The sequence below is a fragment of the Mycobacterium deserti genome (assembly GCF_025345615.1).
In the GTDB taxonomy this organism is placed as follows: Bacteria; Actinomycetota; Actinomycetes; order Mycobacteriales; family Mycobacteriaceae; genus Mycobacterium; species Mycobacterium deserti.
Genome location: NZ_JAODWD010000003.1, coordinates 1 through 24,930, shown reverse-complemented (window position 1 = coordinate 24,930; position 24,930 = coordinate 1). Strand labels below are relative to the sequence as shown.

The 24,930-nt window shown below is 66.2% G+C and carries 28 protein-coding genes; 11 read left to right on the top strand and 17 right to left on the bottom strand.

The features are described 5' to 3' along the window. Positions 1-70: 70 nt before the first annotated feature. Together N4S67_RS11415 and N4S67_RS11410 are read right to left on the bottom strand one after the other, a co-directional pair. The gene (locus N4S67_RS11415; protein ID WP_260993110.1) at positions 71-766 is read right to left on the bottom strand and encodes a proteasome protein; all 696 of its coding nucleotides are present in this window, start codon (positions 764-766) and stop codon (positions 71-73) included. 32 nt (positions 767-798) lie between these two features. Then, positions 799-1,257, bottom strand: coding sequence for a hypothetical protein (locus N4S67_RS11410; RefSeq protein WP_390893334.1), 459 nt, complete (start codon positions 1,255-1,257; stop codon positions 799-801). A gap of 10 nt (positions 1,258-1,267) precedes the next feature. On the opposite strand from N4S67_RS11410, the gene N4S67_RS11405 reads away from it, so the two are divergent. Further along, a complete protein-coding gene (locus tag N4S67_RS11405) occupies positions 1,268-1,462 on the top strand; it encodes a hypothetical protein (RefSeq protein WP_260993108.1) in 195 nt (64 codons plus the stop codon). A gap of 3 nt (positions 1,463-1,465) precedes the next feature. After that, positions 1,466-1,990, top strand: coding sequence for a YbaK/EbsC family protein (locus tag N4S67_RS11400; RefSeq protein WP_260993107.1), 525 nt, complete (start codon positions 1,466-1,468; stop codon positions 1,988-1,990). Here the strand turns inward: N4S67_RS11400 and N4S67_RS11395 are convergent. Genes N4S67_RS11395 through N4S67_RS11385 form a run of 3 tightly spaced genes read right to left on the bottom strand, consistent with a single transcriptional unit; the run spans position 1,971 to position 3,527 of the window. Further along, on the bottom strand, positions 1,971-2,492 hold the full coding sequence (locus N4S67_RS11395) for a TetR/AcrR family transcriptional regulator (RefSeq protein ID WP_260993106.1): 522 nt from the start codon (positions 2,490-2,492) through the stop codon (positions 1,971-1,973). The genes N4S67_RS11400 and N4S67_RS11395 overlap by 20 nt on opposite strands. After that, entirely contained in the window at positions 2,476-2,916 is a 441-nt protein-coding gene (locus N4S67_RS11390) for an SRPBCC family protein (protein WP_260993105.1), read from the bottom strand. Before N4S67_RS11390 ends, N4S67_RS11395 begins: the two co-directional genes overlap by 17 nt. Positions 2,917-2,936: 20 nt before the next feature. After that, positions 2,937-3,527 (bottom strand): TetR/AcrR family transcriptional regulator, encoded by a 591-nt coding sequence (locus N4S67_RS11385; protein ID WP_260993104.1) that lies wholly within the window; start codon positions 3,525-3,527, stop codon positions 2,937-2,939. A gap of 57 nt (positions 3,528-3,584) precedes the next feature. Between N4S67_RS11385 and N4S67_RS11380 the strand changes: the two genes are divergently transcribed. After that, a complete protein-coding gene (locus tag N4S67_RS11380; RefSeq protein ID WP_260993103.1) occupies positions 3,585-5,552 on the top strand; it encodes a hypothetical protein in 1,968 nt (655 codons plus the stop codon). Between the two features lie 49 nt (positions 5,553-5,601). After that, positions 5,602-6,003 (top strand): hypothetical protein, encoded by a 402-nt coding sequence (locus N4S67_RS11375; protein WP_260993102.1) that lies wholly within the window; start codon positions 5,602-5,604, stop codon positions 6,001-6,003. A 121-nt stretch (positions 6,004-6,124) separates the two neighbouring features. Here the strand turns inward: N4S67_RS11375 and nagA are convergent, their stop codons facing one another. From nagA to N4S67_RS11360, 3 genes are read right to left on the bottom strand one after another with little or no spacing between them, the layout of a single operon-like run. After that, positions 6,125-7,276, bottom strand: coding sequence for an N-acetylglucosamine-6-phosphate deacetylase (nagA, locus tag N4S67_RS11370; RefSeq protein WP_260993101.1), 1,152 nt, complete (start codon positions 7,274-7,276; stop codon positions 6,125-6,127). Continuing rightward, complete coding sequence (nagB, locus tag N4S67_RS11365; protein ID WP_260993100.1) at positions 7,277-8,062, bottom strand: glucosamine-6-phosphate deaminase; 786 nt, start codon at positions 8,060-8,062, stop codon at positions 7,277-7,279. It lies immediately after the preceding gene. Then, entirely contained in the window at positions 8,063-8,527 is a 465-nt protein-coding gene (locus tag N4S67_RS11360; RefSeq protein WP_260993099.1) for a PTS sugar transporter subunit IIA, read from the bottom strand. It lies immediately after the preceding gene. A gap of 110 nt (positions 8,528-8,637) precedes the next feature. Between N4S67_RS11360 and N4S67_RS11355 the strand changes: the two genes are divergently transcribed. Next, positions 8,638-10,203, top strand: coding sequence for a PTS transporter subunit EIIC (locus tag N4S67_RS11355; protein WP_260993098.1), 1,566 nt, complete (start codon positions 8,638-8,640; stop codon positions 10,201-10,203). On the opposite strand, the gene fadD4 is transcribed toward N4S67_RS11355, so the two are convergent. From fadD4 to N4S67_RS11340, 3 genes are read right to left on the bottom strand one after another with little or no spacing between them, the layout of a single operon-like run. Further along, positions 10,200-11,711, bottom strand: coding sequence for a fatty-acid--CoA ligase FadD4 (fadD4, locus tag N4S67_RS11350; protein ID WP_260993097.1), 1,512 nt, complete (start codon positions 11,709-11,711; stop codon positions 10,200-10,202). The genes N4S67_RS11355 and fadD4 overlap by 4 nt on opposite strands. Further along, the gene (locus N4S67_RS11345) at positions 11,693-12,349 is read right to left on the bottom strand and encodes a nitroreductase family protein (RefSeq protein WP_260993096.1); all 657 of its coding nucleotides are present in this window, start codon (positions 12,347-12,349) and stop codon (positions 11,693-11,695) included. The genes fadD4 and N4S67_RS11345 overlap by 19 nt, the downstream gene beginning before the upstream one ends. Next, positions 12,346-13,431 (bottom strand): NAD(P)H-dependent amine dehydrogenase family protein, encoded by a 1,086-nt coding sequence (locus N4S67_RS11340; RefSeq protein WP_260993995.1) that lies wholly within the window; start codon positions 13,429-13,431, stop codon positions 12,346-12,348. Before N4S67_RS11340 ends, N4S67_RS11345 begins: the two co-directional genes overlap by 4 nt. 123 nt (positions 13,432-13,554) lie before the next feature. On the opposite strand from N4S67_RS11340, the gene N4S67_RS11335 reads away from it, so the two are divergent. Together N4S67_RS11335 and N4S67_RS11330 are read left to right on the top strand one after the other, a co-directional pair. Next, positions 13,555-14,463, top strand: a complete 909-nt coding sequence (locus tag N4S67_RS11335) for an enoyl-CoA hydratase (protein WP_260993095.1) — start codon at positions 13,555-13,557, stop codon at positions 14,461-14,463. 17 nt (positions 14,464-14,480) lie between these two features. After that, positions 14,481-14,894, top strand: coding sequence for a PaaI family thioesterase (locus N4S67_RS11330; RefSeq protein WP_260993994.1), 414 nt, complete (start codon positions 14,481-14,483; stop codon positions 14,892-14,894). Here the strand turns inward: N4S67_RS11330 and N4S67_RS11325 are convergent. Next, the gene (locus tag N4S67_RS11325; protein ID WP_260993094.1) at positions 14,873-15,883 is read right to left on the bottom strand and encodes an acyl-CoA dehydrogenase; all 1,011 of its coding nucleotides are present in this window, start codon (positions 15,881-15,883) and stop codon (positions 14,873-14,875) included. The genes N4S67_RS11330 and N4S67_RS11325 overlap by 22 nt on opposite strands. 100 nt (positions 15,884-15,983) lie before the next feature. Between N4S67_RS11325 and N4S67_RS11320 the strand changes: the two genes are divergently transcribed. Beyond that, on the top strand, positions 15,984-17,144 hold the full coding sequence (locus tag N4S67_RS11320; protein ID WP_260993093.1) for an acyl-CoA dehydrogenase family protein: 1,161 nt from the start codon (positions 15,984-15,986) through the stop codon (positions 17,142-17,144). Here N4S67_RS11320 and N4S67_RS11315 read toward each other — a convergent pair. Beyond that, positions 17,133-17,921, bottom strand: coding sequence for a TetR/AcrR family transcriptional regulator (locus N4S67_RS11315; RefSeq protein WP_260993092.1), 789 nt, complete (start codon positions 17,919-17,921; stop codon positions 17,133-17,135). The two genes, N4S67_RS11320 and N4S67_RS11315, sit on opposite strands and share 12 nt — an antisense overlap. A gap of 192 nt (positions 17,922-18,113) precedes the next feature. Here N4S67_RS11315 and N4S67_RS11310 point away from each other — a divergent pair, with 192 nt between their 5' ends. Beyond that, positions 18,114-19,301, top strand: coding sequence for an amidohydrolase family protein (locus tag N4S67_RS11310; protein WP_260993091.1), 1,188 nt, complete (start codon positions 18,114-18,116; stop codon positions 19,299-19,301). 73 nt (positions 19,302-19,374) lie between these two features. Here the strand turns inward: N4S67_RS11310 and N4S67_RS11305 are convergent, their stop codons facing one another. The 4 genes from N4S67_RS11305 to N4S67_RS11290 are packed head-to-tail and all read right to left on the bottom strand — an operon-like array spanning position 19,375 to position 23,228. Beyond that, complete coding sequence (locus tag N4S67_RS11305; RefSeq protein ID WP_260993090.1) at positions 19,375-20,199, bottom strand: enoyl-CoA hydratase/isomerase family protein; 825 nt, start codon at positions 20,197-20,199, stop codon at positions 19,375-19,377. A 1-nt stretch (position 20,200) separates the two neighbouring features. Next, positions 20,201-21,217, bottom strand: coding sequence for a hydroxyacid dehydrogenase (locus N4S67_RS11300; RefSeq protein WP_260993993.1), 1,017 nt, complete (start codon positions 21,215-21,217; stop codon positions 20,201-20,203). Positions 21,218-21,273: 56 nt separating this feature from the next. Beyond that, positions 21,274-22,389 carry a TauD/TfdA family dioxygenase gene (locus N4S67_RS11295; RefSeq protein ID WP_260993089.1) on the bottom strand — a complete coding sequence of 372 codons (1,116 nt, stop codon included), beginning with the start codon at positions 22,387-22,389 and terminating at the stop codon, positions 21,274-21,276. A gap of 29 nt (positions 22,390-22,418) precedes the next feature. Then, complete coding sequence (locus tag N4S67_RS11290) at positions 22,419-23,228, bottom strand: HpcH/HpaI aldolase family protein (RefSeq protein ID WP_260993088.1); 810 nt, start codon at positions 23,226-23,228, stop codon at positions 22,419-22,421. Positions 23,229-23,304: 76 nt separating this feature from the next. On the opposite strand from N4S67_RS11290, the gene N4S67_RS11285 reads away from it, so the two are divergent. Both N4S67_RS11285 and N4S67_RS11280 read left to right on the top strand, forming a co-directional pair. Continuing rightward, positions 23,305-24,450, top strand: a complete 1,146-nt coding sequence (locus tag N4S67_RS11285) for an acetyl-CoA acetyltransferase (RefSeq protein WP_260993087.1) — start codon at positions 23,305-23,307, stop codon at positions 24,448-24,450. Beyond that, entirely contained in the window at positions 24,450-24,881 is a 432-nt protein-coding gene (locus N4S67_RS11280; protein ID WP_260993086.1) for a Zn-ribbon domain-containing OB-fold protein, read from the top strand. Before N4S67_RS11285 ends, N4S67_RS11280 begins: the two co-directional genes overlap by 1 nt. The last annotated feature ends 49 nt before the right edge of the window (positions 24,882-24,930 follow it).

The window sequence follows — 24,930 nt, the reverse complement described above, 5'->3', positions numbered from 1 at the left end:
ACCGAAGTCGCGACGGCCCAAAGCCGTGATCGGCAACGCGCTGTGCGCGACCGACGGGGGGGCTCATCGGTTAGTCGAAGAGCTCGTCGAGCGCCCGTCGTTCCAGCTCGACCCACCGTTCGACGCGGCGACGCACCTCCGCCACCGCCTCCTCGTCCAGGTGTTGCGCCGACTGCGCGGTGATGCGACAGATGTCCATCGGGCCGCCCACGCTGGGCGACGACGCGTCCAGCGCGTCAAGCACCCGCAGGGCGGCGACCACTCCGTAGTCGACGCTGCGTTCGGCCATCCGGAAGTGCGTCAGCAGCGCATGGGCCTGCTGCGCCATCGGCGCGCCACTGCCCACCGCTTGGAAGCCGGTCACCTCGTGGTGACCGATCAGACCGTGCGGATCGATGTCGACGATGAACGGCTGCCCGTTGCTGTAGCCGGCGGCCAGAACATATGTCGACGGGGTCGCTCCGGGCTTGCCGCCCGGAACGTCTTTGATGAACGTCGCGTAGTGGTGCTCGAGCAGCGGCAGGACGCGGTCCTGCAACGCGCGCCCGACGTCGGGGGCCTCCACGATCGCCTCCGCCTCGTTGCCGAATACCTGCTCGAGATCGTGCAACACGGCGCGAGACCCGCTGCCGCCCCACGCGGCGGTTTTACCTAGTGGGTGCAGCTTCTGCGCGGGATAGCTCAATTCACGTACCGGATCGGTGATTTGAGAGTCCGACGCCATCACCACACCATCGGCGCACTTGAGGGCGAGAACGACGGTCACGTGTGACTTTCCACCGGCATGCGGTGATCGTCTCACGTTCCGAGGAGCAGGACCCCCGTGACGAGCAGTGCGACGAGCTTGACGACCTCCAGCCCGACATAAACCCAGTGCGCCGGCGACCGCGGCGCTTCCCCGCCCGCGAGGGTCACCTCCGAGCGACGAGCAAGGCTCGGCCGCACTACGAACAGCTGCGCCAACAGCGTCACCACCGCCGCGCCCGCGGCGATCCCGGTCGACGTGGACGGCGGTTCGACGGCGAAGGAGGCCATCAACACGGCCGCCAGCGCCGACTCGCTGGCGTTCAAGGCGCGAAAGACCAACCGCCCGATGCCGAGTCCGATCTGCAACGTGACACCGGGGGCACGGAACTTCAGCGGCGCTTCGAGGAACGAGATTGCGACCACCATGCCGACCCAGACGAAGATCACGGCAACGGCGACGGCTGACGCGGCGTGCACGGCGGTCAGCCTAGGCCAGCAGCGACATGCCATCGTGGAGAGCATGGACGTCGATCGGGTTGCCGAACTGCAGCGCTGGCAGGACTCCGGCGCGGTGTGGGAGGTGCTGTCCCGAAGGGATCGCAGCGTGACGGTTGCGCTGCTGCGTTGCGACGGTGGTGAGGAAGTCGACCGCTTCACGTCCGACGATCTACGGTTGATCGAGTTCATCGGCGATCGGTTCCGCAGTGAGGAGTGACGGGTGCAGGTCGGACGACTCACGTTCGCGCCGCTGACCGACGCGCCGGAACTGGTCGCAGAACCGGTCCGGCGGTACGCGCAGGACGGGCTATGGGTCAGTGAAATCGATCCTGATCTCGCCGACACCGCGGCGTTCTGCGAACACTACGACGTCGGTATGGACATCTCGGCCAACTGCGTCGTCGTCGAGGCTCGCCGTGCGGAGCGCAGCTGGCACGTCGCCTGCCTGGTATTGGCCACCACACGGGCCGATGTCAACGGCGTCGTCCGCAAACATGTTGGCGCGCGCAAGATCTCGTTCGCGCCGATGGAGTCTGCGGTGTCGCTCACCGGCATGGAGTACGGCGGCATCACCCCGGTCGGGCTGCCCCAGGACTGGCCGATCCTCATCGACGATCAGGTGCTCGATCAGCAGCAGGTGATCATCGGAAGCGGCATCCGCGGATCGAAGATCCTCGCCGAGACCCGGCTGTTGCCGCTCCTGCCCAATGCCGAGGTGCTGGCCATCACGAAAGCAGCGCAATGAACGCCTGCGCGGCCGCGTCGACTCCGGCGGCGTCCTCGGTGGCCACCAGGTCGAGCAACAGGCCGCGCGCCACGGCCAGCCCGAGCCGCATCCTCGCCCGGTCGCCCTGCGCTACCTCGGCGAGCCAATCGTCGACCGCGCCCGGCAGCATCCGGGCAAACGGCTCCTCGCCCTGAACCCCGCGCGCGTAGCACTCGAAGAAGAGTCGCTCGAACGCGCGCAGTTCAGGACGGCGCAGATTGGCCCACATCGCGGCCATCGCCGCGGGCGGTTCCGCAGGCAGCTCATGCATCAGTGCTCGCTGGCGGCGTTCGACCTCCTCGACAATCGCCAGCAGCAGCTCGTCGCGGGACCCGAAATGGTGCAGCAGCATTCGATGACTGGTGCCGGCGGCCGCGGCGATGTCGCGCAGCGACCTGTCGCCGATCCCCCGTGACGCGACGTCGCCGACCACCGCGTCGAGCAGTTCCTGGCGCCGACGCCGATCAGGTGGACGGGCCACTGAGACGCTGCTCGCTGCGCGCCTTGAGGCCCGCCGACTCCAATTCGAGGTAGCGCTGCGTCATCCTCCGCATGAGCAGGCCGACCAGCGTGCCGACCGGGCCACGCTGATCGAGCACTTGGCGCACGGTCGTCCGGCCCTCGGACTCGGGGATCACGTCGTGGCGGGCCGTGGTCAGCCCGCCCGGTGAACGCTGCACCCACGTCCAGGCCGCGCCGGGCACCACGTCGGAGACCTCCCAGACGAGTTTCGGCATTCGAGGTTGCTTGATCTCGAACCGCTTGCCGACAGCAAGGCCCGGCCCGTCGAGAGCGACGAGCCGCGTGACCGATGCAGTCCACTCGGGCCAGCGCTCCACGTCGCTGAACACGTTCCAGACAACCGCGGCCGGCGCGTCGATCCGAACACTTCCCTCGGTAATCATGTACCAGACGGTACATGAACCTACGAGTCGTCGGGTCCTTTCGCGTCGAGAATCAGATCGACCGTCCGGCCGATGGACCGGGCGAAGGTGCGGTCGTCCAGACCCTCCAGCCCAGTCGACGCGCGCAGGAAATCACCGAACATCCGCCACCCCAACTGCAGGGCGATCGTGTGTGCGGCGGCCAATCGCGCACCCAGGTCGGACGCCTGGCGTTGGCGGGTCGCATCCAACAGCATCGCCATGTTGGGGAAGCGGCTCTGCAGTTCGCCGATCGCATATCCGTCGAGCGACGCCCGGGCGATGACTCTCAGCTGACAATCGACCGCCGCCGCAACCTCGCCACCATCCGCATCGGCGGCCAGCAGGTCGGCCAGCCGCCCGCCGAGATGGTCCAGCACCGCCCCGACCAGCGCATCCTTGCTGCCGAAGTGACGGTGAATCAGTCCGTGATTGACCTTCGAGTGTGCCGCAATATCGCGGATCGACGTTGCTGCGGGCCCACGTTCGGCGAACAGGTGCGCCGCGGACTTCAGCACCGCGGCAACGACTTCATCCCGCCCGAGCGGGACATCGGCCCGCCGCGAATCGGTGCTTGCGCCAACTGTAGTCACATGACTACGGTACCCGCAGGAGTTTGCGGTCCCCGCACCGCAACGGAAGGACTTCCCATGGCAACGGCGCCTGACAACTACGGACGTTTCATCGGCAGAGTCGGCGCGCTGGCCGTTGCGCTGGGAATCGGAGTGGCGATCGCCAACACCCCGGCCATCGCTGCCGCCGACGAGGGAGCGGACTCGTCGTCGAGTTCGGAGTCGTCGAGTTCGGAGTCGACGAGCGCGTCGACAGGAACGACTTCGGGATCGGAGTCATCGACGACACCGGGTTCAGCGAGCAGCGACCCGACGAACTCTGCTGCCACCTCCAAGCCCGCGACCACGGTCGGCGCAACAAGGGCCGACGACGACGAGAAGGACGCCGACGAAGAACCCCAGAAGCGGATCACCGCTGACGAGAACACCGACAGCGACTCGTCGAAAGATGACGACGACAAAGCCGACGACGCGTTCTTCGAATCCGGCTCGGACGGCACCAAGACGGTGACGGTCGAGCCAGCCCTTTCCGCACCGACAACAGCCGTCGCGTCTTCGCCGGCGACACCTGACGTGCCCGCACCGGCAGCGGCGCTCTTCACGATGGTCGGATCCGCCCGGCGCGAAGCGGAAAGTGTTGTCTCTGCCCAGGAAACCGTCAGCCCGCTCGCTACTCCGCAACAACTCGAGGCTGAACGCATCGCTACTGCGACCGTGAACACGCTGCCGGTGGCGATCATGAAATTCGTTCTGCGAGCAGGGTTCCTGTCGGCCGCGAACCAGCTGTTCCCCGGCGGTCCCGACGCCGCCAACGTCGCCGAGTTGGACCGGGCCGTCAACGAGTACGCGATGGCAGCGGCGTTTCAGCAGCAGCTACTCAACCCATTGACTCCGCGAGTTGTCACCCAGGTGGCCCCACCGCACAACTGGTTCGCTCAGTACGTCGGCGGGTCTCGAATTCTCTACGACAACCCGGACACGATCTACCGCTTCATGGCGGTCAGCGGCTCGTCGGAGTACGTCATCAGGGGACGTTTCCACGACCTGACCGAAGACGGGATGCCGGCCGACACCAGCTTCAGCGTGCTCGAAGGACTGGCCGGGACGACGTCGTCGATCCTCACGGTGGACGAGAACTTCGTCATGGATGCCGACGGAAACTTCGAAATCACGGTCAGCACCGAACCGGCGAACGGCCGGCCAAACCACCTGCAGATCACACCCGGTTCCACCATCATCGCTGCGCGAAACACGTTGGGCGACTGGAACGAAGAAGTGCCGACGAGCCTGTCGATCGAACGGGTCGGCGGCCCGCCCAACAGCCTGTTCGCCCAACTCGGCGGGTTCGCGTTCTTGGGTTCGGTGGTGAGCAACAACCCGTTGCTGACCACGCTGGTGTCCCTGGTGCCGCCGTTGCCGTACATGCCTCCGCTGCTGCGCGGCACGTTCACCGCGCTGATCCTGATCGTCAGGGGGGTGTCCGAGCAAGCCGAGTACATGGCGCTGGCCACCCGCGACCCCGACACCGGGGCCGCCAGGGAGCCCAACGTGCTGCCACAGCCGTCGAGCAACGCCGAGTTCCTCGCGAACCAGTTGCAGAGCAACGGCTTCTACGAACTCGCCGACGACGAAGCGTTGGTGTTGACCATCGATCCGGGCCGCGCGAACTATTTCATCGTTCCGACGTACAACGACTGGACGATCACCGACGACTATTGGAACCTGCCGACCAGCCTCAACGACGAGCAGGCCCGTCCCAATCCTGACGGCACCTATACGGTGGTCATCTCCAAGACCGATCCGCTCGCCAGGAATTGGGTATCCACCGGTGGACTGAACCAGGGCACCATCTCGATCCGGTTCCAGGACCTCGGGCCCGACGTCAACGACGCCCCGCGGATCCTCGGTCAGCGTGTCGTGAAGCTCGAGGACCTGGACGACTTCGTGGCGCCGGATTACTTCGTCACCACGGGCGAGCGCACGGCGCAGCTCGAACTGCGCAGGGCCGGCTTCAACAAGCGCTGGGCGCCCTACCCGCAGGCGTAGCCGTCCGAATTCACTGCTGGCGGCTGCCCGCGGGGTCTACCATCCAGACATGATGCGGGTCGTCGCGGCCGTGGGGGCGGCCATGGTTCTGACCGGACTCGTCGGCGCGGGTGTCGCGCACGCCGGTCCGCCACCACCCTGCTCGTTCACGCTGTCGCCGCCCCAGATCGTCCACGTCGACGGAGCTCCCGTGGTGACGGCCACGATGGCCCCGGGCGCCTGCGGCTTCCCTGCCGACCCATACTCCAGCGTGGCGTGTGTGCGGATCCTCGGCGTCGATTCGGCAGGTCAGTGCTCGCAGGGCAGGGGCGCCCAACCGGCGCAGGTGTTCTATGCGCCGTATCGTCCCGGCGCGGTCTACGAGTCGACGGGCCGAGGGTGCGGCCGCTGGTCCGGCAACCTGCCGGCTCCCGACTGCCAGCTACTCGGACCGTTCGCCGCGACCCTGTAGTTCGTCACGTCTGCGCGTCGGTCCGCGTTGACTTCCGACTCGACAGACCCGAGAGCCAGTGCGGAGAACCGGGCGCGCTTGATGTGCTGGCGCCTCGCGCGCTCAACCGGATCCTGAGCCGTCAGACCGGCGCGCTCGCATCCGGTTCGACGACCCACGCCCCCTTGGCGAGGACGCCTGTCACCGCGAGCTCGGAATCCAGCACCACCACATCGGCGGGCGATCCGGTGGCGAGCCCGGCCTGAGGCAGGCCCAGTGCGCGAGCGGGATTGATCGACGACTGGCGCACGGCGGACAGCAGTGCCTCGTCGCGAGCCAGTCCGCTGTGAGCGACGGCGAACCGGAACACCCGATCCATGGTCGCGGTACTGCCTGCGATGGTGTCGGTACCCGCGACCCGCGCCACCCCGTGCGCGACCTCGACGGCCACGGGTCCCAGGTGATACAGCCCGTCGGACATCCCTGTCGCCGCCATCGCATCGGTGATCAGCGACACCCGGTCCGGGCCCGCGCTGCGGGTCAGGTGCCGGTACAGCGCCTGATCGACGTGCACACCATCGGCGATCACTTCGACGGTCACCCGATCGTCCTCGAGCAGTGCGATCACCGGTCCGGGTTCGCGACGATCGATCGGCCGCATCGCGTTGAACAGGTGGGTGCCGACCGTGGCGCCCATGTCGATCGCCGAGCGCGTCTGCGCATACGTCGCTTCGGTGTGGCCCACCGCGGCCACCACTCCGGCATCGACCAACCGCTTCACGGCGGCTAGTGCGCCATCGCGTTCCGGCGCGAGCGTGACCATGCGGATGGTCCCGCCCGCCGTGCCGAGCACCCGATCGATCTCGGCGGGGTCGGGGTCGCGCATGAGTGCCGGCTGGTGAGCTCCGCATCTGACGGTCGAGAGCCAGGGACCTTCCAGGTGGATTCCGGCAATCAACCCGGCGCGGACGTCTTCGGTCAATTTCGCGACGTGGCGCAGTAATTCGGTCGGCTCGGCGGTCACGACAGAGGCGACGAGCGTCGTGGTCCCGTGGCGCCGGTGCAACGCCACGGCGGTCTGCGTGTCGTCGTCGGCGGAGAAGTTCGCCCCTCCCCCACCATGCACGTGCGTATCGACGAAACCGGGCACCACCGTCACCGCGCCGAGGTCCATCGCGGGCGGGCGCGGCGGGGCACCCGACCCGACCGCGTCGATGACGCCGTGCGCCCATTCGATCCACCCGGGGCGCAACACTTCTCGCCCGGTCACCACGGTGTCGGCGGTCAACAGCATTCAGATGCCCTGCCAGTCCGGCTTGGCCCGGTAGGTCTCGCGGTAGTAGTCGACGAGCTGCAACCGGCGTGCGGCCGCGTCGTCGAGGAGCACTGTCACGTGCGGGTGGTGCTGAAGGATGGTCGCAGGCCACATCGCGCTCACCGCACCCTCGACCAGGTGGTGGACCGCCTCGGCCTTGTGCCTGCCGGTGGCCAACAGGATGACGTGTCGGGCGTCCAGGATCGTGGCCAGTCCCTGGGTCAGGCAATGGGTGGGCACAGCGTCGAGGTCGTCGCCGAAGAAGCGGGCGTTGTCCGTGCGCGTCTGCCTGGTCAGCGTCTTGATTCGGGTCCGCGACGCCAGCGAGGACCCCGGTTCGTTGAACGCGATGTGGCCGTCGGTGCCGATGCCCAGGATCTGCAGATTGACACCACCGGCCGCGCGGATCGCGTCCTCGTACGCGGCGCAGGCCGCGGGGAGGTCGGCCGCTGTGCCGTCGGGGCCATCGACCGCGCCGGGTCCGAAGTCGACCCGATTCACGAACGCGGCGTCGATGACGTTGCGGTACCGCTGCGGATGCTCGGCCGGCAGGCCGACGTACTCGTCGAGGATGAAACCGCGCGCCTGCCGAAACGACACGCGGCCGGCGTCGCAGCGTCGCGCCAATTCGTCGTATACCGCTACCGGCGACGACCCCGTGGCCAGCCCGAGGACCGCATCCGGTTTGCGCTCGAGCAGCGCGCTGATCGCGTCGGCGGCAATGCCACCGATTTCGGTTGCGTCGGAGACGACGATGACTTCCATCTACTTGGTCGCGACGAAAAGAGCAGCACCGCAGCTGATCTGGCTGCCCGCTTCGATCGACAGGCGGATATTGTCCGCGTCGCGTTCGTCCATGACCACAACGGGGACCATCGGACTGAGCCCCTTGGCCTCGACCGCCGGAACGTCGTAACTGATGACGGCTTGGCCCACCGTGACGTCATCTCCCTGACTGGCGTGGGTGGTGAAGCCCTCGCCTTCCAGCCTGACCGTGTCGATACCGAGGTGCACCAGGACGCCGACGCCCTCGGGCGTCATGACGACGAACGCGTGCGGCATCAGTCTCATGAGCGTGCCGCTGACCGGTGCCACCGCGTCGATCACCTCGCGCGGCGGGTCGATTGCGGCACCGTAGCCGACCATGCCTTGCGAGAACACCGGGTCGGGCACGTCGTGAAGGCCGACCGCGCGCCCTCCAATCGGGGCCATCACAGACGTCGTGGTCACAGATCAACCATACGAGCGTCTGGGAAAGAGGGTCTCGGGTTCGGGGTTCTCGCCTAAGCTTCCGCTGGCGTCGAGTTCGGCGACGGCTGCGGCACAGGAGGGCGCACGAAATGAGTGACACGGCGAAATCCGCAGGGCGACAGTCCAAGACGGGACTACGTATTCCAGGCTTCGCGCAATTGCAACGGCTGGGCAAGAGCCTCATGCTGCCGATCGCGGTGCTGCCCGCGGCGGGCATCCTGCTGCGACTGGGCCAACCCGATTTGCTCGGCCGGATCGAAGCTCCGGTCATCGGCGCGTTCTTCAAGGCGATGAGCGCCGCAGGTGATGCGCTGTTTACCAACCTTCCCCTGCTGTTCGCCGTCGGTGTCGCGATCGGATTCGCCCGCAAGGCAGACGGTTCGACCGCCCTGGCCGCCGTCGTCGGGTACCTGGTGGTCGAGGCGGTCTTCACGACCATGTCGCCGATCGTGTTGGCAGGTGAGGTCGACAAGGCAGGCGAGCAGGCGCAGATCAACTACAGCGTCTTCGCCGGGATCGTCGGCGGCCTGGTCACTGCATGGCTGTTCGACCGCTACCACACCATCAAGCTGCCCAGCTACCTCGGATTCTTCGGCGGCAGGCGGTTCGTGCCGATCGTGGTGTCGTTGGTGTGCCTGTTCCTGGCGTTCGCGATGAGCTACTTCTACCCGATCTTCGATGCGGGGCTGACGAGCCTTGGCGAGTTCATCGGCGGGGCGGGCGCCCTGGGCGCATTCGTCTACGGATTCGCCAACCGGATGTTGATTCCGTTTGGGCTGCACCACATCCCGAACTCGTACGTGTGGTTCCTCTACGGCGACTATCAGGCCCCCGGCGGGGAGGCCGTCACCGGTGAGCTCACCCGGTTCGCCGCCGGCGATCCCACCGCAGGCATCTTGACGTCCGGGTTCTACCCGATCTTGATGTTCGGGCTGCCCGCCGCGGCGCTGGCGATGATCCACGTGGCGAACAAGAAGCAGCGCAAGGTCGCGATCGGCATTCTGGCCGCTGCCGCGCTCACCGCCTTCGTCACGGGCATCACCGAACCCCTTGAGTTCGCGTTCATGTTCGTGGCGTTCCCGCTCTACGTCATTCACGCCGTGCTGACGGGGCTGTCATTGGCGGTGGCCTACCTGCTCGACATACACCTCGGGTTCTCGTTCTCCGCCGGGCTGATCGATCTGCTGCTCTACGGGACCGCGCCGGCAGCGAAGAACATCCCACTGCTCGTCGGGATGGGTCTGGTGTTCTTCGTCGTGTACTACCTGCTGTTCCGGTTCGCGATCGTGAGGTGGAACCTGCTCACTCCCGGACGGGAACCCGAGGGCGAGTACGAGGCCGAGGAGGCGGCCAACTCAGGTGGGGGCGCCGAGACCGTCACGTCCGTGCCCGGCGCCGGTGCCGCGACAGTGACCGCACCGGCGACCACCAAGGCCCAAGACGTGATCGCGGCGTTCGGCGGGCGGGACAATCTGGTCAATGTCGACGCCTGCATCACGCGGTTGCGCGTTGATGTCACCGACACGACCAAGGTCGATCAGGACCGCCTCAAGGCACTCGGCGCCGCGGGCGTCGTCGAAATCGGCAACAGCGTCCAGGCGATCTTCGGGACCGACGCAGAGGCGCTGAAGAACGACATCAACGATGCCCGTTAACCGTATCTGTCGATGAGGCGCTGCTTGTAGAGCTTTCCCGCGTCGGTACGCGGTAGTTGAGCCTCGAAGGAGATCGAGCGCGGGCATTTGTAGTGAGCCAGGCGTTGCCGCAACCAGTCGATGAGCTGCTCGGCGACACCCTCATCTACAGAACTGTGGTCGGCCAACTGAACGACCGCCTTAACCGACTGGCCCATCAGGTCATCCGGAACACCGAACACCGCCGCATCAACGACGAGCGGATGAGTCACCAGCTCGTTCTCGACCTCCTGAGGGTAGATGTTCACGCCACCGGAAATGATCATGTGGTTGCGACGGTCCGTGAGATAGAGATAGCCGTCGCTATCCACGTAGCCCATGTCGCCGACGGTGGCCCACCCTTCAGGCGTGCGCGACGCTGCCGTTTTGGCGGGGTCGTTGAGGTATTCGAAGGAATAGCCGCCTTCGTAGAAGATTTCGCCCACCTCGCCAGGGCCGAGCTCGCGTCCGGCCTCGTCGAGAATGTGCGGCACTCCCAGGATCGGCCTACCGACCGAACCCGGGTGCGCAAGCCAATCTTCGGCACGGATGAACGAGATGCCTGCCCCTTCAGACGATCCGTAGTACTCGTCGATGAGCGGCCCCCACCAGTCAATCATCTGTCGCTTGATCTCAACAGGACACGGCGCGGCGGCGTGCACGACTCGCTGCAGGGTCGATAGGTCGAAACGGCGCCGCGTCGCCTCAGGTAGGCGCAGCATCTGGACGAACATCGTCGGTACGAACTGCGCGTGCGTGACACCATGGCGCTGAATGCATTCGAGCGCTTGCTCCGCGTCGAACCGTTCCATCATCACGACCGTCGCGCCCACATCCTGCGCCGCCATCGTCCACATCGCCGGTGCGGTGTGGTACGTCGGCGCCGGGCTGAGGTAGACGGAATCGCTTGTCACGCCCAGCGCCTCGAACACCGGCGTCGTCAGGCGCTGCCGGCCCGCTGCCGTCAGCGGTCGACGGATGCCTTTGGGTCGCCCGGTGCTGCCGGCCGAGTACTGCAGCAATTGACCGTCGCGCCCATCGGCGATGCGATGCGACGGTTCGGCAGCCAAACAGTCGGGGTAACGTCGCCAACCCTCGAGGTCGTCGTCGGCGATCAGCGCTATGGTCGGCAGACCGCCGGCCACGGTGTCGGCGAGGCGTTCGCACACCGACCGCATGGCGCGCGACGAGATGACGGCCTTCGCGCCGCTGTCGCCGACGATGTACGCGATCTCCGACGCGGAGAGATGGGTGTTGAGGATCGTGTAGTACAACCCACTGCGTCGCGCGGCCCACATCGCGGCGTGAATGTGCTCGTTGTTCTCCATCAGGATCGCGATCGTGTCACCGATCGACAGACCCGCTCCGCGCAGATAGTGGGCCAGGCGGTTGGCGCGCGAATCGAGGTCGGCGAAGGTGACGGCCCTGCCCGAGGGATGCAGTACCACAGCGGGTTTGGCCCACGCCCACGTCAGGGCTGCGTCGACCACGGCTGATCCCACATGTCCACCACCGCTGCCTCGTGCACCGGCTTGCGGCGAACCGGCTTGTGCCTGCCCTTGGGCCAACCCACTGTCAGCAAGGTCGCGATCTTCCAGTCGTCGGGAATGCCGATCGACGCGCGCAATTCGGGCTCACAGTGGCCGTGCCACAACGTGATGGCCGCTCCGAGTCCCTGCGCGCGCGCCGCAAGCAGAAAGTTCTGCACGGCGGGAAAAATCGAACCGGCCTGCTGCATCTCGGAGGTTCCGCGCTGCGGCTGGACGCAGAACAGAACGAGTTCCGGAGCGCCGCCACCGACATGCATGTGTTCGGCCATGGCCCGCAGGACGCGCGACTTCGGGTCGTCGTCGCCGTCGGTGACCGTCGGTAACCGATAGAAGTCCTTCATCACCTCCCACGTCTGCCGAGACGCGGTGGTGATGACGTCGCGCAACTTCTTGTTGCGGATGACTATGAACCGCCATGGCTGCCCGTTGCCGCCCGAGGGTGCCCACGACGCGGCCCGTAGGCACTTGTCCAGGACGTCATCGGGCACCGGGTCGCCGCGATACCGCCGAACCGCGGTGGCCGTGCTCATGACCGTCCACAGATCGTCGGAGACCTGCGGCACCTGCTCGCGACTCATACGGATACTCGCTGCGGAAGCACACCACACCAGGTCCCGCCGCGGACGGGACCGGTGACCAACGGCAGATCCAGTGTCGACAGCGGTCCCGGCGCGGCGGCGATCACCGCGGGGATGGCGTTGAGCTCCCGCATGACGGTCGCGTAGGTCAGACCGCGCATGTTGTTGCCGCGACCGTGCATCTCGATGTCCACCGTGTAGGTCGGCAGGCCGTCGACGATGACGCGGTAGCCGCCGTGCGGGGAGGGATGGCGCGGCCAGTCCGGCGCCGACCCTTCGCCCATGCGGGTGATGTGTTCGAGCACGACGCGTTCCTCGCCGTCGACGATGCCGGCCAGTTTGAACCGCATCCCGCCCATGGTGCCCGGCTCGACCCATCCCGACGCGACTTCATATCGCTCGGTGGCGAGCCACTTCTCGATCGTCGTCACGACACGGTCCAACGGCAGCCCGACCCCGTCGGCGACCAGATGGACCGTCGGTGCCCACAGCGCGGCGAGACGCTCGGTGTCGAACAGGGGCGCCGGGTGGTCCGGCGGGTGGCCGAACCCCATGAAGTCGAACATGATGTCGGGCTGATTGATCGGTCCGTAGTCCAGGATCTCGAGCATCGTGATGGTGTCGACACGGCTGCTGAACCCCGTCATGGTCAACGCGAGGACATCGTTGGCCCAGCCGGGATCCACGCCGCTGTTGAAGAAGCTGGTGCCACCCTCGAGGCAGGCGGACGTGATGAGTTCGGCCGTCTCGCGGTCGGCCGCAGGCGGATAGCACATCGGCACCAGCGACGTGCAGACGACATTCTTGCCCGCGCGCAGGCAGCGGGCGATGTCCTGGGCGGCCTCGCGGTATCGATAGTCACCCGAGGCGAAGTAGGCGACCACATCGGCATCGAGTGCCAACGCGGCTTCGATGTCTCGCGAGGCGATGACCCCCGTCGCCGGCATCCCGCACAGATCGCCGGCGTCCCGACCGTCTTTGACCTCGGTGTGCACGACGACGCCCACCAGGTCCAAACCCGGATGGGCGATCAACGCACGCAACGCGCCGACACCCACCTGACCGGGGCCCCACAGGATCACCCTCGGGTTACGTTGGCCGTCCGTCATGTGCACCCTTTCCAGCTGACCCCACCCGACCTGTGAGAACATACCTTCTCACTAATTGATAACACCATTGCCGAATTGACGACGAAGGAGAGTCCGGTGCCCGATTACCAATTCCTGAAGTGGGAGACGTTCGACGACGGTCAGATCGTACGGATCTCGTTGAACCGTCCCGAACAACGCAACGCGCAGAACCGCGGGATGCTGGTCGAACTCGACGACGCCTTCGCGACCGCCGAGGCCGACGACACCGTGCGCGTCGTCATCCTCGCGGGCGAGGGACCGATGTTCTCCTCCGGTCACGACATCGGCTCGAAACAGGCCCGCGCCGAGTTCACGCCCGGCCCCGGCCAGCATCCGACGGCAGCGATCAACGGCGGCACCCGCGAGGGTGCGGAGAAGATCATGCTCCAGGAGTGGCACTACTTCTTCCAGAACAACATGCGTTGGCGCAACCTGCGCAAGATCACGATCGCGCAGGTACACGGTGACGTGTTCTCCGCGGGGTTGATGCTGATCTGGGCGTGCGACCTGATCGTCGGCAGCGAAGAGGTGCGCTTCGCCGACGTGGTCGGCACCCGGCTGGGCATGTGCGGCATGGAGTACTTCGGTCACCCGTGGGAGTTCGGCCCCCGCCGCACCAAGGAGCTGATGCTGACCGGTGACGCCATCGACATCGAGGAGGCCTACCGCCTCGGCATGGTGAGCAAGATCTTCAAGCGCGACGAGTTGGCCGACCGCACCCTTGAGATGGCGCGGCGCATCGCCACGGTTCCGACGATGGCCGCGCTGCTGATCAAGGAGTCGGTCAATCAGTCCGTCGACAACATGGGCTTCTACAACGCGTTGCAGTCGTGCTTCACGCTGCACCAGTTGAACCACTCGCACTGGGTCGGTGTGCGCGAGGACAAGCGCGCGACGGCAGGCCCGGAGAACGGCGTGCCGGATTGGCGCACCGCTCCCCCGATCGTCGTCTCGGTGAAGGACAAAGTACGGTCCGACACGTGAGTGTCACGCCACAGCCGATGCAGGTGACGATTCCCGGTCACCTCTTCGGGCAGTTGCCGTTCTACGACGTCGCCGATACCGACGATTCGGTGGTCGTCGATCTGCACAACCGGCCGGACCTGGTCAACATCCGCGGCGCGCTGCAAGGCGGTTTGGTCGCCACCCTTATCGACGTGGCGGCAGGCCGACTCGCGGTCAAGTACACCAACGGCGCAGGCGCGGGTACCGCTGACATGACGATCCACTTCCTGGCGCCGGTCCTCGAGGGGCCCGCGCGCGCGACCGCCACGTTGGTGCGCGCGGGTAAGCGTCTCATCGTCGTCGCGGTGGATGTGGTCGATGTCTCCAGGGACCGCTTGGCCGCCCGCGCCACGCTGAGCTTCGCGACGATGGAGGCACGCGAACCGGTTCAGCCCGCGGCCACGCCGTAGCGCGCATCCGCGACACGGTCGAGCGCAACGCCGGGTTCGCCGTACACCATCGCCCAGCCTCGGACTCGTCGGTAGTACAACTGGATGTCGCCTTCCATGCCGAACCCATAGCCGCCGTGGACGTGCAGGCTGCGGCTCGTCGCGTCGCGGGCGGTCTCGTAGGCGAACGCGAACGCCATCGCCGCCAACTCGGTGACGCGCGTCGGCTCGTCGGCGAACGCACACGCCGCCTTGAACGCCAGCAGCTGCGCGCCGTCGGCCGCGGTGGCGCTGTCCGCCAGCGGATGTGACACCGCCTGAAACGATCCGATCGGATTCCCGAACGCGTGCCGCTGTTTGGCGTACTGGACGCCGATCTCGACGGCTCTTCTCGCCGCACCGGCCAACGCAGCTGCGGTCAGCGTGAGCCACAGGTCGAGCGCGGCAGAGTGCAGGCGACGAGCGTCCGGTCCCTCGGCCAGGACGGTGACGTCGTGGTCGATCTCGATGTCCGCCAGCGGCAACGACCCCAGATTGGTCACACAACCGCGAGCCGTCGTCGGACATGCGACAAGTCGATCGGCGACCAACGCCACGACGGTGTCGGCGACCGCCCCACCAGGTACGAGTGTCAACACATCGCCTTCGCAGGGCCTGGGTGCGAAGCTGACGATCTTGTCGCCGGCAAGTGCGCCTTCGAGCAGTCCGCCGCCTCCGGATGCGGCCAGGGCACGGGCGGCCACCTGAGCCTCGATGATCGGCGCCGACGCGAGCGCCCGGCCGTGCTGCTCGGCGATCAACGCGAGCTCCAAAACCGAGGCTCCCCAACCGCCGTCGGCTTCATCGACTGCCATCTCGACAGCGCCGGTCTCGGTCAAGGCCGCCCACAGCTTCGGATCGAAGCCGGACGGCTCCGCGGCCCGAACCTCCTCGGGGCTGGATGCCTGGGCGTACATCGCCGCGAAGGAGTCGACGAGCTGTCGTTGTTCGCCGGACAGGCTCAGGTCCACACACCACTCCTTCACATGCGAATACGGTTACTCTCAAAATTGAGAGTAACATTATCGCGCAGGTCGTTCCTCGGTCCTGCCGACAGATTGGTTCCTGCTCATGCACTTTCAGTCCGACGCCGCCACCGAGGCATTCCGCGACGGCGTACGCCGGCATCTCGCCGACGTCCTGACCCCCGATGTCGAGCAACGGATCTACCGCAGCGGCGTCGCTCATGACGACGACTTCGCCAAGGGTCTGGTCGACCGGGGCTACTTCGCACCGAGCTGGCCGGCCGAGTTGGGCGGGCAGAACCGCAATGCGTGGGAGGAGCAGGCGCTCAACGAAGAACTCATGCGGACAGACGCGCCGGTGTACCTGTCCGAGACCACCCGCATGGTCGCCGCCATCATCCGCGACGTCGGCACGCCGGCGATGAAAGACCGGATCCTCGGCGGTGCCATGACGGGCGACATCACGATCGCCCTCGGCTTCACCGAGCCCGAGTGTGGGTCGGACGTCGCCGCCGCAGCCACCAGGGCGGTGCGCGACGGCGACGAGTGGGTCGTCAACGGCTCGAAGATGTTCACGACCAACGGTCACATCGCCGACTACATCTTCTTGCTGGCCCGCACGAGCCCGGACAAGCCGAAGCACAAGGGTCTCACGATGTTTCTGGTACCGACGGATTCCGCCGGGTTCGAGGCGCAAGCCGTCTGGACCCTGTCGGGCGAACGAACGAACATCACCTTCTACAGCGACGTCCGCATCGGCGACGAGTGGCGGGTCGGCGATGTCGACGCCGGATGGCAGGTACTGGCCCTGTCGCTGCAGGACGAGCACGCGTCCGGCTGGGGACCACACATCGCCCGCCTGTTGCAGCACGCCGAAGCGTGGGCCACGGCCGCACCAGCCACCGGTGATGCTCCGCGGATCGCGAATCCCGATGTGCGACGGCGGATCGCGCGCGTGGCGCTGGAACTCGAGGTAGCCATGCTGTTGCAACGCCGATGCGTGTGGATGACCGAGAACGGCCGGGCTCCGATCGCCGAGGGCCCGATGTCGAAGGTGTTCTCCACCGAGGCGCTCGTCCGAGCGAGCCAGGACATCGTCGAGCTCGTCGGGCCGGACGCGGTGCGGTCGGTCTTCGAGCCCACCGCACCGGAGCACGGCCGCTTCGAACACCTCATGAGGTTCTCGCTGGGCACCACCATCTACGCCGGCACCAGCGAAGTGCAGCGCACCATCATCGCCCAGCGCGGACTGGGCCTACCCCGTTAGGTCTTTGGGCTTCCGCGTGGTGCGGTTGCGCGAGGACCCCTTGGCGGTGACGGCCTTGCGCGGCGCGTTCGCCGGCGGCGTCAGAGCCTGCAGACACCATGCCCAGAGCTGATCCTCGGTGAGCTCGGCGCCCTTGACGCCGAGGTGGAACACGCCGATCTGAGCGAGTGCGATCAACGTCGAATTCAGCAGGGTCGTCAGCTGCGCGGGTGTCAGATCCTTTCGGACCGTGCCGGCGCGCGAGCACGCCGTGAGAATCTTGGTGAGCAGCTTCTGGTGCGGCTCCCAGATCTTGGCGAAATCGGCGGGCCGCTCGATCTCCAGGCTCAGGTTGTAGATCGTCATCACCCGGCCACCGATCGCCTCCGAGGACTCGGCACGCGAAAGGAAGCCCCGGCAGAAAGCCTCGAGCTGTTCCATCGGGCCGTCCGCAGCCGCCACCTCGTGGCGGATCGCTTCGATGAATTGACTGGTCGCATTCTCATAAAGCGCCAGCAGCAGTTCTTCCTTGCCTGCGAAGTGCTGGTAAAACGCGCGCAGACTGAGGTTCGACCGGTCGATGAGGGTCTGGATCGTGAAGTCGGCACGACCGGATTCCTCGACCAACTCGAGCGCGGTCGCCAAGAACCGGGAGCTGCGTGCGAGCGCGCGGGCCCGCGCCTGGCTGAGTCGCCGCTCGATGGTGCGCTCCTGCCAGCTCCCCGGTATCTCGATGTCGGCCTCGACGAGTTCCAAATCGGCGTCCGAGTCGCGCGCGCCGCGTTTCTTAGCAGTCATGATGCTCCGAGAATACGCGTTCTACGGTCGATTTCCGCCATCTACCTACACGCGCATCTTGACGGGGCGGCGGCGACCGCGATCCCGCCACGCGGGCAACGCGCGATGCGGTATTCTGGAAACGATGATTCTCGATTGCGGAAACAAATGTTTCGCGATTGCGCCCGAGCCTGTTCGCGAAGGAGTGCCCCGTTGAGCGCCGACATCCTGATCGTCTCGCCGGACGACCACCTGGTCGAACCCGCCGACTTGTGGACCAGCCGATTGCCCGAGCGCTACCGCGACATCGGACCACGGATCGTCCGTCACCGCGGCCGCATGGACCCCAGCGTGACGTCCGATGTCGCATTCGTCGACGACGTCGATGGCCGCGACGCCGACATCTGGCACTATGAGGACTCGATCATCCCGATCCCGCTCATCAGCGCGGCCGCCGGCTACGAGATCGACGAGCTGACCACCGATCCGATCACCTACGACGAGATGCGGCCGGGCTGCTACCGCCCCGCCGACCGGCTGGCGGACATGGACATGGCGGGCATCGAGGCGTCGGCCTGCTTCCCGAACACCTTGGTCCGGTTCTGCGGGCAGCGCTTCCTGTACGGCAAGGACAAGGACCTCGCCCTGCTGTGCGTGCAGGCCTACAACGACTTCCAAATCGACGAGTGGGGCGGCGGTTCGAACGGCCGGCTGATCCCGCTCGGCATCATCCCGCTCTGGGATGTCGAACTCGCGGCGAAGGAGGTCGACCGGGTCGCGGCCAAGGGCATGCCCGCGGTGTGCTTCTCGGAGCTGCCCGCTCGGCTCGACCTGCCGTCCATCCACAGCGGTTACTGGGACCCGTTCTTCGCCGCGTGCGAGCGCAACAACGTCGGCATCATGCTCCACATCGGGTCGAGTTCGTCGCTCACGAAGTCCTCCCCCGACGCCCCGCATGTCGTGACCAGCGCGTTGATGGCGGTCAACTGCACCATCGCGCTTGTCGACTGGTTGTTCTCCGCGAAGCTCAAGCAATTCCCTGAACTCAAGGTCGCGTTCGCCGAAGCGCAGGCCGGATGGATTCCCTACTACCTGCAACGCGTCGATGAGGTCTGGGAGGATCGACGGGCGTGGGGCGGCATCCACCCGCTGCTGACCGAGCCGCCCAGCACCCAGGTGCCCGGCCGCGTGTGGTTCTCGACGTTCGGCGACCCGGTCGCCTTCCGCATCCTCGACCTCGTCGGCCCTGACCAGCTCATGTTCGAGACCGACTACCCGCACAACGACACCAACTGGCCGAACAGCATGGACGTGGCCAACAGGGCCACCGAGGGCCTCGACGAGGAGACGAAGCGAAAGGTCCTGTCCACCAACGCAAAGAACTTCTTCGGAATGGTGTAGCCGTCTCGCGAGGAGACGCAAACTCGCACGAAAGATTGCAAAGAGTGCGATTCTGTGTCTGCTCGCGAGAGAACTAACGGGCCTGCCAGTCGGGCTTGCGCTTCTCGAGGAACGCGCGCGGCCCTTCGATCGCGTCCTTGGTCAGCGCCACCTTCATGCGGTAGTTCTCGGCCAGCAGTTCGGCTTCGTAGATGGGCAGCGTCAGCCCCTTACGCACTGCCATCCGCGAACCCCGCACCGCAAGCGGCGCATTGGAATTCACGGTCTCGGCGATCTCCCATGCGCGCTCCATCAGCGTGTCGTGGGGCACGACTTCGGTGAAGACGCCCAGATCGTATGCGCGCTGTGCGTCGAGTCGATCGTGGCGGCCCATCAAAATCAGCCGCATGGCCACCGGCAGCGGCAAGATGCGGGCCAACCTGACCCCTTCGCGCCCGGACGTCACGCCGATGCTGACGTGCGGGTCCATCAGCGTCGCGCGCTCTGACGCGAGGGTGATGTCGGCGGTCGTGACGAGGTCCATGCCTGCACCACACGCGATGCCGTTGACCGCACAGATGATGGGTTTGGTCATCTGCAGCCATGGCGGCGTCGCCTCCTGCGGGGCGTCCCACTGACGCATCGAACTGAGGATGGGTTCGCCCTGATTGTCGATGCCGGCCGCATTCTCCATGTCGTGGTCGGCCGCCTTGTTGACGTCCGCACCCACGGACAGCGCACGACCCGCCCCGGTGATGATGACGGTCCAGATGTCCTGCGAACGTTCGATTTCGGCGTACACCTCGGCGAGCTCGGCGATCATTTCGTCGTTGATCGCGTTGAGCACCTCGGGCCGGTTCAGGGTCACGCAAGCGGTGTGGCCGGAGACCTCGAAGGCGATGGTGTCGTAGTTCGTCATCTCACTCCACAGTTGCGGTGTCGCGGGCGGTCGGCCGGATGCCGAGAATGTCGTGGAACCGGTCGCAGTAGCGCGGCCACACCTCTGGATTGAGCAGGCGGGGTGGCATCTGCCCGGCGAAAATCGCCTGCCACTGCATCGCCGTGGCGACCGCGATGTCGCGGGCCGCCTCGACGGTGATGCCCGCGACATGCGGGGTGGCGACGACGTTGTCGAGCCGCAGCAGCGGATTGTCCTGTCGTGGTGGCTCTTCATGGAACACGTCCAGGCCGGCGCCGGCGATCCCTCCGCTCACCAACGCGTCGTACAGGGCCGCCTCATCGTGTACCGGGCCGCGGGCGGTGGTGATGAAGTACGCCGACGGCTTCATCGCCGCAAACTGCCTGCGGCCGAACAGTCCTCGCGTCTCAGCGGTCAGCGGGCAGGTGACCTGAATGAAATCCGACCGCTCGACGAGCTCGTCGAGCCCGACCAGAGTGACGCCCCGGCCGCGCGCGTTCGCATCGTCGATATAGGGATCGAAGACCAGCACCTCCATCCCGAAGGGTGCGCAGAGCTGCACCAGCCGGCCCCCGATCGCGCCGAGGCCGACGACACCGAGCGTTTTACCGAGCAGCTGACTGCCCCGCAGCGCCAACCGATCGCCGACCGGACCGGCGCGCATAACCCGGTCAGCCGCGGTGATCTTCTTGGCCAGGTCCAGCATCAAGCCGAGCGCGTGTTCGGCCACGGCCTCGGCGCCGGGACCGGAGTTGTTGCACACCGCGATCCCGGCGCCTGTGCAGGCTTCGACGTCGATAACGTCGTAACCGGCGCCTGCGGAACACACCGCCAGCAGTAGTTCGCAGCGCTGCACCAAATCCGGGCCGACCAACCACTGTGCGCCGTTGGCAACCGGTGCGACGTCGGTGCGCGTGGCGACCTGATAGCCGTGTGCCGACTGCAGAACCGCCCAGTTGACGTCCGCGGACGCCTTCAGGTCGAGCTGCAACACCTCGACATCGGCTGCCTCGAGCATGTCGCCGGCGACAGGATCAGTCCACCGTTCATAGACCAGCCGAGGTCTAACGGCCACTACCGATTCGCCTTCGGTTTCGCTTGGGCCGCCTTGAACATGTCGGCCAGTTTGGCGTCGACGTTCTTATAGTCGTTGCGAGCGACCGAGCCGTCGCGTCCCTCGACGACGTCGTAGCCCAGACGCAAGTCTTTGTTCTCCATGTGGAAGTACTCGCGGCCGACGGGCAGCCGGCGATCAGCGCGCGGCACCTCCATCCACGCACGCAGGAAGCATCGCGCCTTCTTCGGATCGGTGCTGCTGACGAAGTCCGACCGCGAGTGACACATGGCGAAGTTGTTGGCGACGGCCGCTTCCCCGGACTCCAGGCGGAATTCGACCTGCTGCTCGACCAGGATGCCACGTAGCAGTTCGACGGCCTCGTTCTGTTCCGGGGTGAACTCGCGGCCGAGTGTGTGCATCGCGGGCAGGATGCTGCTGTAGGTGAAGTTGATACAGATCCGGCCGTCGATCTGCGAGAAGACCGGTACATCGTAAGGAGTCACGTCCGGTTGATCGTCGGGCTGTTCACTGCGCCGGTGATGCGGAAATCCCTGATACAGCACCGGCAGCAGGTCCGGGCGTTCGCGCAGGATCCAGTTGTGCGCAGCTGGGCCGCTGGCGAACTGGCTCTCGCCACCCTCGGCCGCGGGGTACACGCAGAGCAGCGACAGGATGTCTGCTGCGTCGTTGTGCATCGCAAGCTCCGCGCGTGACTTGGTGCCGCGGGCGGGCTGGACGCCGTTGGGCAACACTTCCTCCTGGACTCGCACCATCCGATGTCCGAACGAGTTGTTCGACACCAGATAGCCGAGGTGGGTGCAGAAGGCCCAGTAGATGCGTTCGAGGTCCTCGATCGAATGTTCTTCGACGGGGAAACCGCGTACGCACGCCAGTCCTTTGCCGAACATCAGGTCCTGGTAGAGCCGTGCGAGATCGTCGTCGAGGTCGCGATGGCGGGCGTCCTCGGGAGTGATCTCGTCGCGGTCCTTATGTGCGGTCTTGGCCAGAATCGATTCCAGCGCGGCAACATTGCGTGACGACAGGTCGAACGCGAAGTCCTCTTTGCTTCTGAAGTCCGCGCCCGTCCACGCCATCGGGTCGGTCACTTGTTCGGTGTAGATCGCAGTGGGCATCCGTCCTCCTGTGGTGTGGCGCGGTTCGACTACCGCCCGTGTTCGTCGGTGTCGGGCACCGAGCGGCCGCCGAGCCGGCGCAGCGCATGCGCGCGGGTGGTGGCCGCTTCGGTCATCATCCCGAGGTCGGTTCCCGCCGAAATGAACCGCAAGCCCAGGCTTGCGAACCGTTCCAACAGGTCAAGGGACTTAATCCCGGCCACTCCCAGCGCCACGCCGTGGGTACGACAGGCCGCCGCGACCGATTCTACTGCACAATGGAAATCTGCATTCTCATACTGTCCGGCAATCCCCATCTCGGCCGTCAGGTCATGCGGACCCAGGAGGATCATGTCGAGACCATCGACCGCGGCAATGTGGTCGCAGTCCGCCACCGCAGCAGGCGTCTCGACCATGACCGCGACGACCGTGTGCCGTTCCAAAACCCTCGTCAGTTCCGTGGCAGGTCGGGGCGTGTATCCACTGACCGCGGTGGGGCCGGCGATGGAACGGTGCCCCAGCGGCGGGAACCGCGCGGCATCGACCACGGCTGCGGCTTCGCTCGCGTTATTCACATGCGGCACAATCACTCCCACCGCACCGGCATCGAGCACCCGAGCGATCGTGCTCGGGTCCTTCGACGGCACACGAACCAGGGCTGCGATGCTGGCGCCGACCGCTGCCACACAGAGCATGCCCGCAGTCTCCAGCGAGCAGGTGGTGTGCTCGAGATCGACGTAGACCGCGTCATAGCCGCACGCCGCCGCGACCGCAGGGATTTCGGGGGTACGGGCAGTGGTGAGCGCCAGACACAACACCAGGCCGTCGCCAAGTAAGGCGTCTCGCAACGGTGCCGGCATCCGCCCACGGTAACCGACTGAGAACGATGATTCCACTATGTCGTTAACGCCATTCTCGGTGTGGTAACCATGATGTATGTCCGGAAACCGGGTGGCGATCGTGGGTGCCGCACTCTCCGATTGCGGACGCGTGCCGGACAAGACAGCGACCGCGCTCATGGCGCAGGCGGCGCGCCGCGCTGTGGCCGACGCCGGCCTGACGAAGAACGACATCGGCGGCTTCGGCGGCCACGGAACATTGTTGCCGCCCGTCGAGGTCAGCGAATATCTCGGACTGCGGCCGTCCTGGGTCGACGGCACCAATGTCGGCGGATCATCGTGGGAGGTCATGGCTCGGCACGCCGCAAGTGCCATCACCGCCGGAGAGATGGACGTGGCGCTGCTCACCTACGGGTCGACGGCGCGCTCCGATGTCAAACGCCGCGTGCGGGCGTCGGCGGCGGCAATGAGCACCGGTGGTGCCATGCAGTATGAGGCACCCTACGGCGCCACGCTGATCGCAAAGTACGCCATGGCGGCCAGGCGCCACATGATCGAGTACGGGACCACCGAGGAGCAACTGGCCGAGGTTGCCGTCGCGGCTCATGAATGGGCCGTCATGAACGAAGATGCCTTTGACCGCGAACGCATTACGGTCGACGACGTCGCAGCTGCACCGATGCTCGCAGATCCGTTCACGTCCAAACATGTCTGCCTGCGCACCGACGGCGGCGGCGCGGTCGTGCTCGCCAGTGAGCGTGTCGCCAAAGACTGCGCGAAGGACCCCGTCTGGATTCTGGGCGCTGCCGACGCCACTTCGCACGTGAGCATGAGTGAGTGGGCTGATTTCACGACATCACCAGCTGCACAGTCGGGTCCGCGCGCATTCTCGCAGGCCGGCGTCACCCCAGCCGACATCGACGTCTGCCAACTCTACGATTCATTCACCTCCACGGTGCTCCTGACGGTGGAGGATCTCGGATTCTGCGCCAAGGGTGAAGGCGGGTCTTACATCGGCTCCGGCGCGCTACGTCCTGGCGGTGCACTGCCCACCAACACCGATGGTGGCGGCCTTGCCTCGTGTCACCCCGGTATGCGGGGAATGTTCCTGATGGTCGAAGCCGTGCGGCAATTACGCGGCGAGTGCGGTGACCGGCAGGTCGATGGCGCTCGCCTGGCGTGCGTTCATGCCATGGGCGGCTTTTTCACCCATAGCGCCACGATGATCCTCGGGAGCCGGTGATGGCCTCACCCGCCGGACCGAACCGGCCGACCGTCGACACCGACAGCGAGATCTGGTGGGCGGCGGTCCAGGACCGCAAACTGCTGATCAACACGTGCGGCTCATGCGGTCGTAACTCGTTGTACGCACGCCCATTCTGCCCCCACTGCTGGAGCGAAGACGTTCGTCTCGCGCCGGCCACCGGGCGGGCCGCTCTCTACACGTGGAGTGTCGTTCACCAGAATGCGCCGCCGTTCGACACGCATCTGCCCTACACCGTTGCGATGGTCGACCTCGAGGAGGGACCTCGGTTGATGACCCTACTCGTCGACTGCGAACAACCCTGCGCCGGCCAGAAACTCGCACTCGACTTTCGGACCGATGACGAAGATGGATTCGAGGTACCGGTCTTTCGGCCGGTCGATGAGAAGCACCGAGAGGAACGGGCATGAACAAAGACGACATGATCCTGATCAGCGTTGATGATCACATCGTCGAGCC

What these genes read in the sequence shown, in the direction of transcription:
- nagA (WP_260993101.1), bottom strand. Translation starts at nt 7,276, where the DNA reads ATGCTGTTGACCGCCGACACCGTGGTGACCGGGCGAGAAGTGTTGCGC.
- N4S67_RS11305 (WP_260993090.1), bottom strand. Translation starts at nt 20,199, where the DNA reads ATGACGAACTACGACACCATCGCCTTCGAGGTCTCCGGCCACACCGCT.
- N4S67_RS11410 (WP_390893334.1), bottom strand. Translation starts at nt 1,257, where the DNA reads ATGGCATGTCGCTGCTGGCCTAGGCTGACCGCCGTGCACGCCGCGTCA.
- N4S67_RS11280 (WP_260993086.1), top strand. Translation starts at nt 24,450, where the DNA reads ATGGCCTCACCCGCCGGACCGAACCGGCCGACCGTCGACACCGACAGC.
- N4S67_RS11320 (WP_260993093.1), top strand. Translation starts at nt 15,984, where the DNA reads ATGCACTTTCAGTCCGACGCCGCCACCGAGGCATTCCGCGACGGCGTA.
- N4S67_RS11315 (WP_260993092.1), bottom strand. Translation starts at nt 17,921, where the DNA reads ATGACTGCTAAGAAACGCGGCGCGCGCGACTCGGACGCCGATTTGGAA.
- N4S67_RS11405 (WP_260993108.1), top strand. Translation starts at nt 1,268, where the DNA reads ATGGACGTCGATCGGGTTGCCGAACTGCAGCGCTGGCAGGACTCCGGC.
- N4S67_RS11295 (WP_260993089.1), bottom strand. Translation starts at nt 22,389, where the DNA reads ATGCCCACTGCGATCTACACCGAACAAGTGACCGACCCGATGGCGTGG.
- N4S67_RS11290 (WP_260993088.1), bottom strand. Translation starts at nt 23,228, where the DNA reads ATGCCGGCACCGTTGCGAGACGCCTTACTTGGCGACGGCCTGGTGTTG.
- nagB (WP_260993100.1), bottom strand. Translation starts at nt 8,062, where the DNA reads ATGGAAGTCATCGTCGTCTCCGACGCAACCGAAATCGGTGGCATTGCC.
- N4S67_RS11355 (WP_260993098.1), top strand. Translation starts at nt 8,638, where the DNA reads ATGAGTGACACGGCGAAATCCGCAGGGCGACAGTCCAAGACGGGACTA.
- N4S67_RS11380 (WP_260993103.1), top strand. Translation starts at nt 3,585, where the DNA reads ATGGCAACGGCGCCTGACAACTACGGACGTTTCATCGGCAGAGTCGGC.
- N4S67_RS11375 (WP_260993102.1), top strand. Translation starts at nt 5,602, where the DNA reads ATGATGCGGGTCGTCGCGGCCGTGGGGGCGGCCATGGTTCTGACCGGA.
- N4S67_RS11345 (WP_260993096.1), bottom strand. Translation starts at nt 12,349, where the DNA reads ATGAGTCGCGAGCAGGTGCCGCAGGTCTCCGACGATCTGTGGACGGTC.
- N4S67_RS11390 (WP_260993105.1), bottom strand. Translation starts at nt 2,916, where the DNA reads ATGATTACCGAGGGAAGTGTTCGGATCGACGCGCCGGCCGCGGTTGTC.
- N4S67_RS11330 (WP_260993994.1), top strand. Translation starts at nt 14,481, where the DNA reads ATGCAGGTGACGATTCCCGGTCACCTCTTCGGGCAGTTGCCGTTCTAC.
- N4S67_RS11300 (WP_260993993.1), bottom strand. Translation starts at nt 21,217, where the DNA reads ATGCTCGAGGCAGCCGATGTCGAGGTGTTGCAGCTCGACCTGAAGGCG.
- N4S67_RS11285 (WP_260993087.1), top strand. Translation starts at nt 23,305, where the DNA reads ATGTCCGGAAACCGGGTGGCGATCGTGGGTGCCGCACTCTCCGATTGC.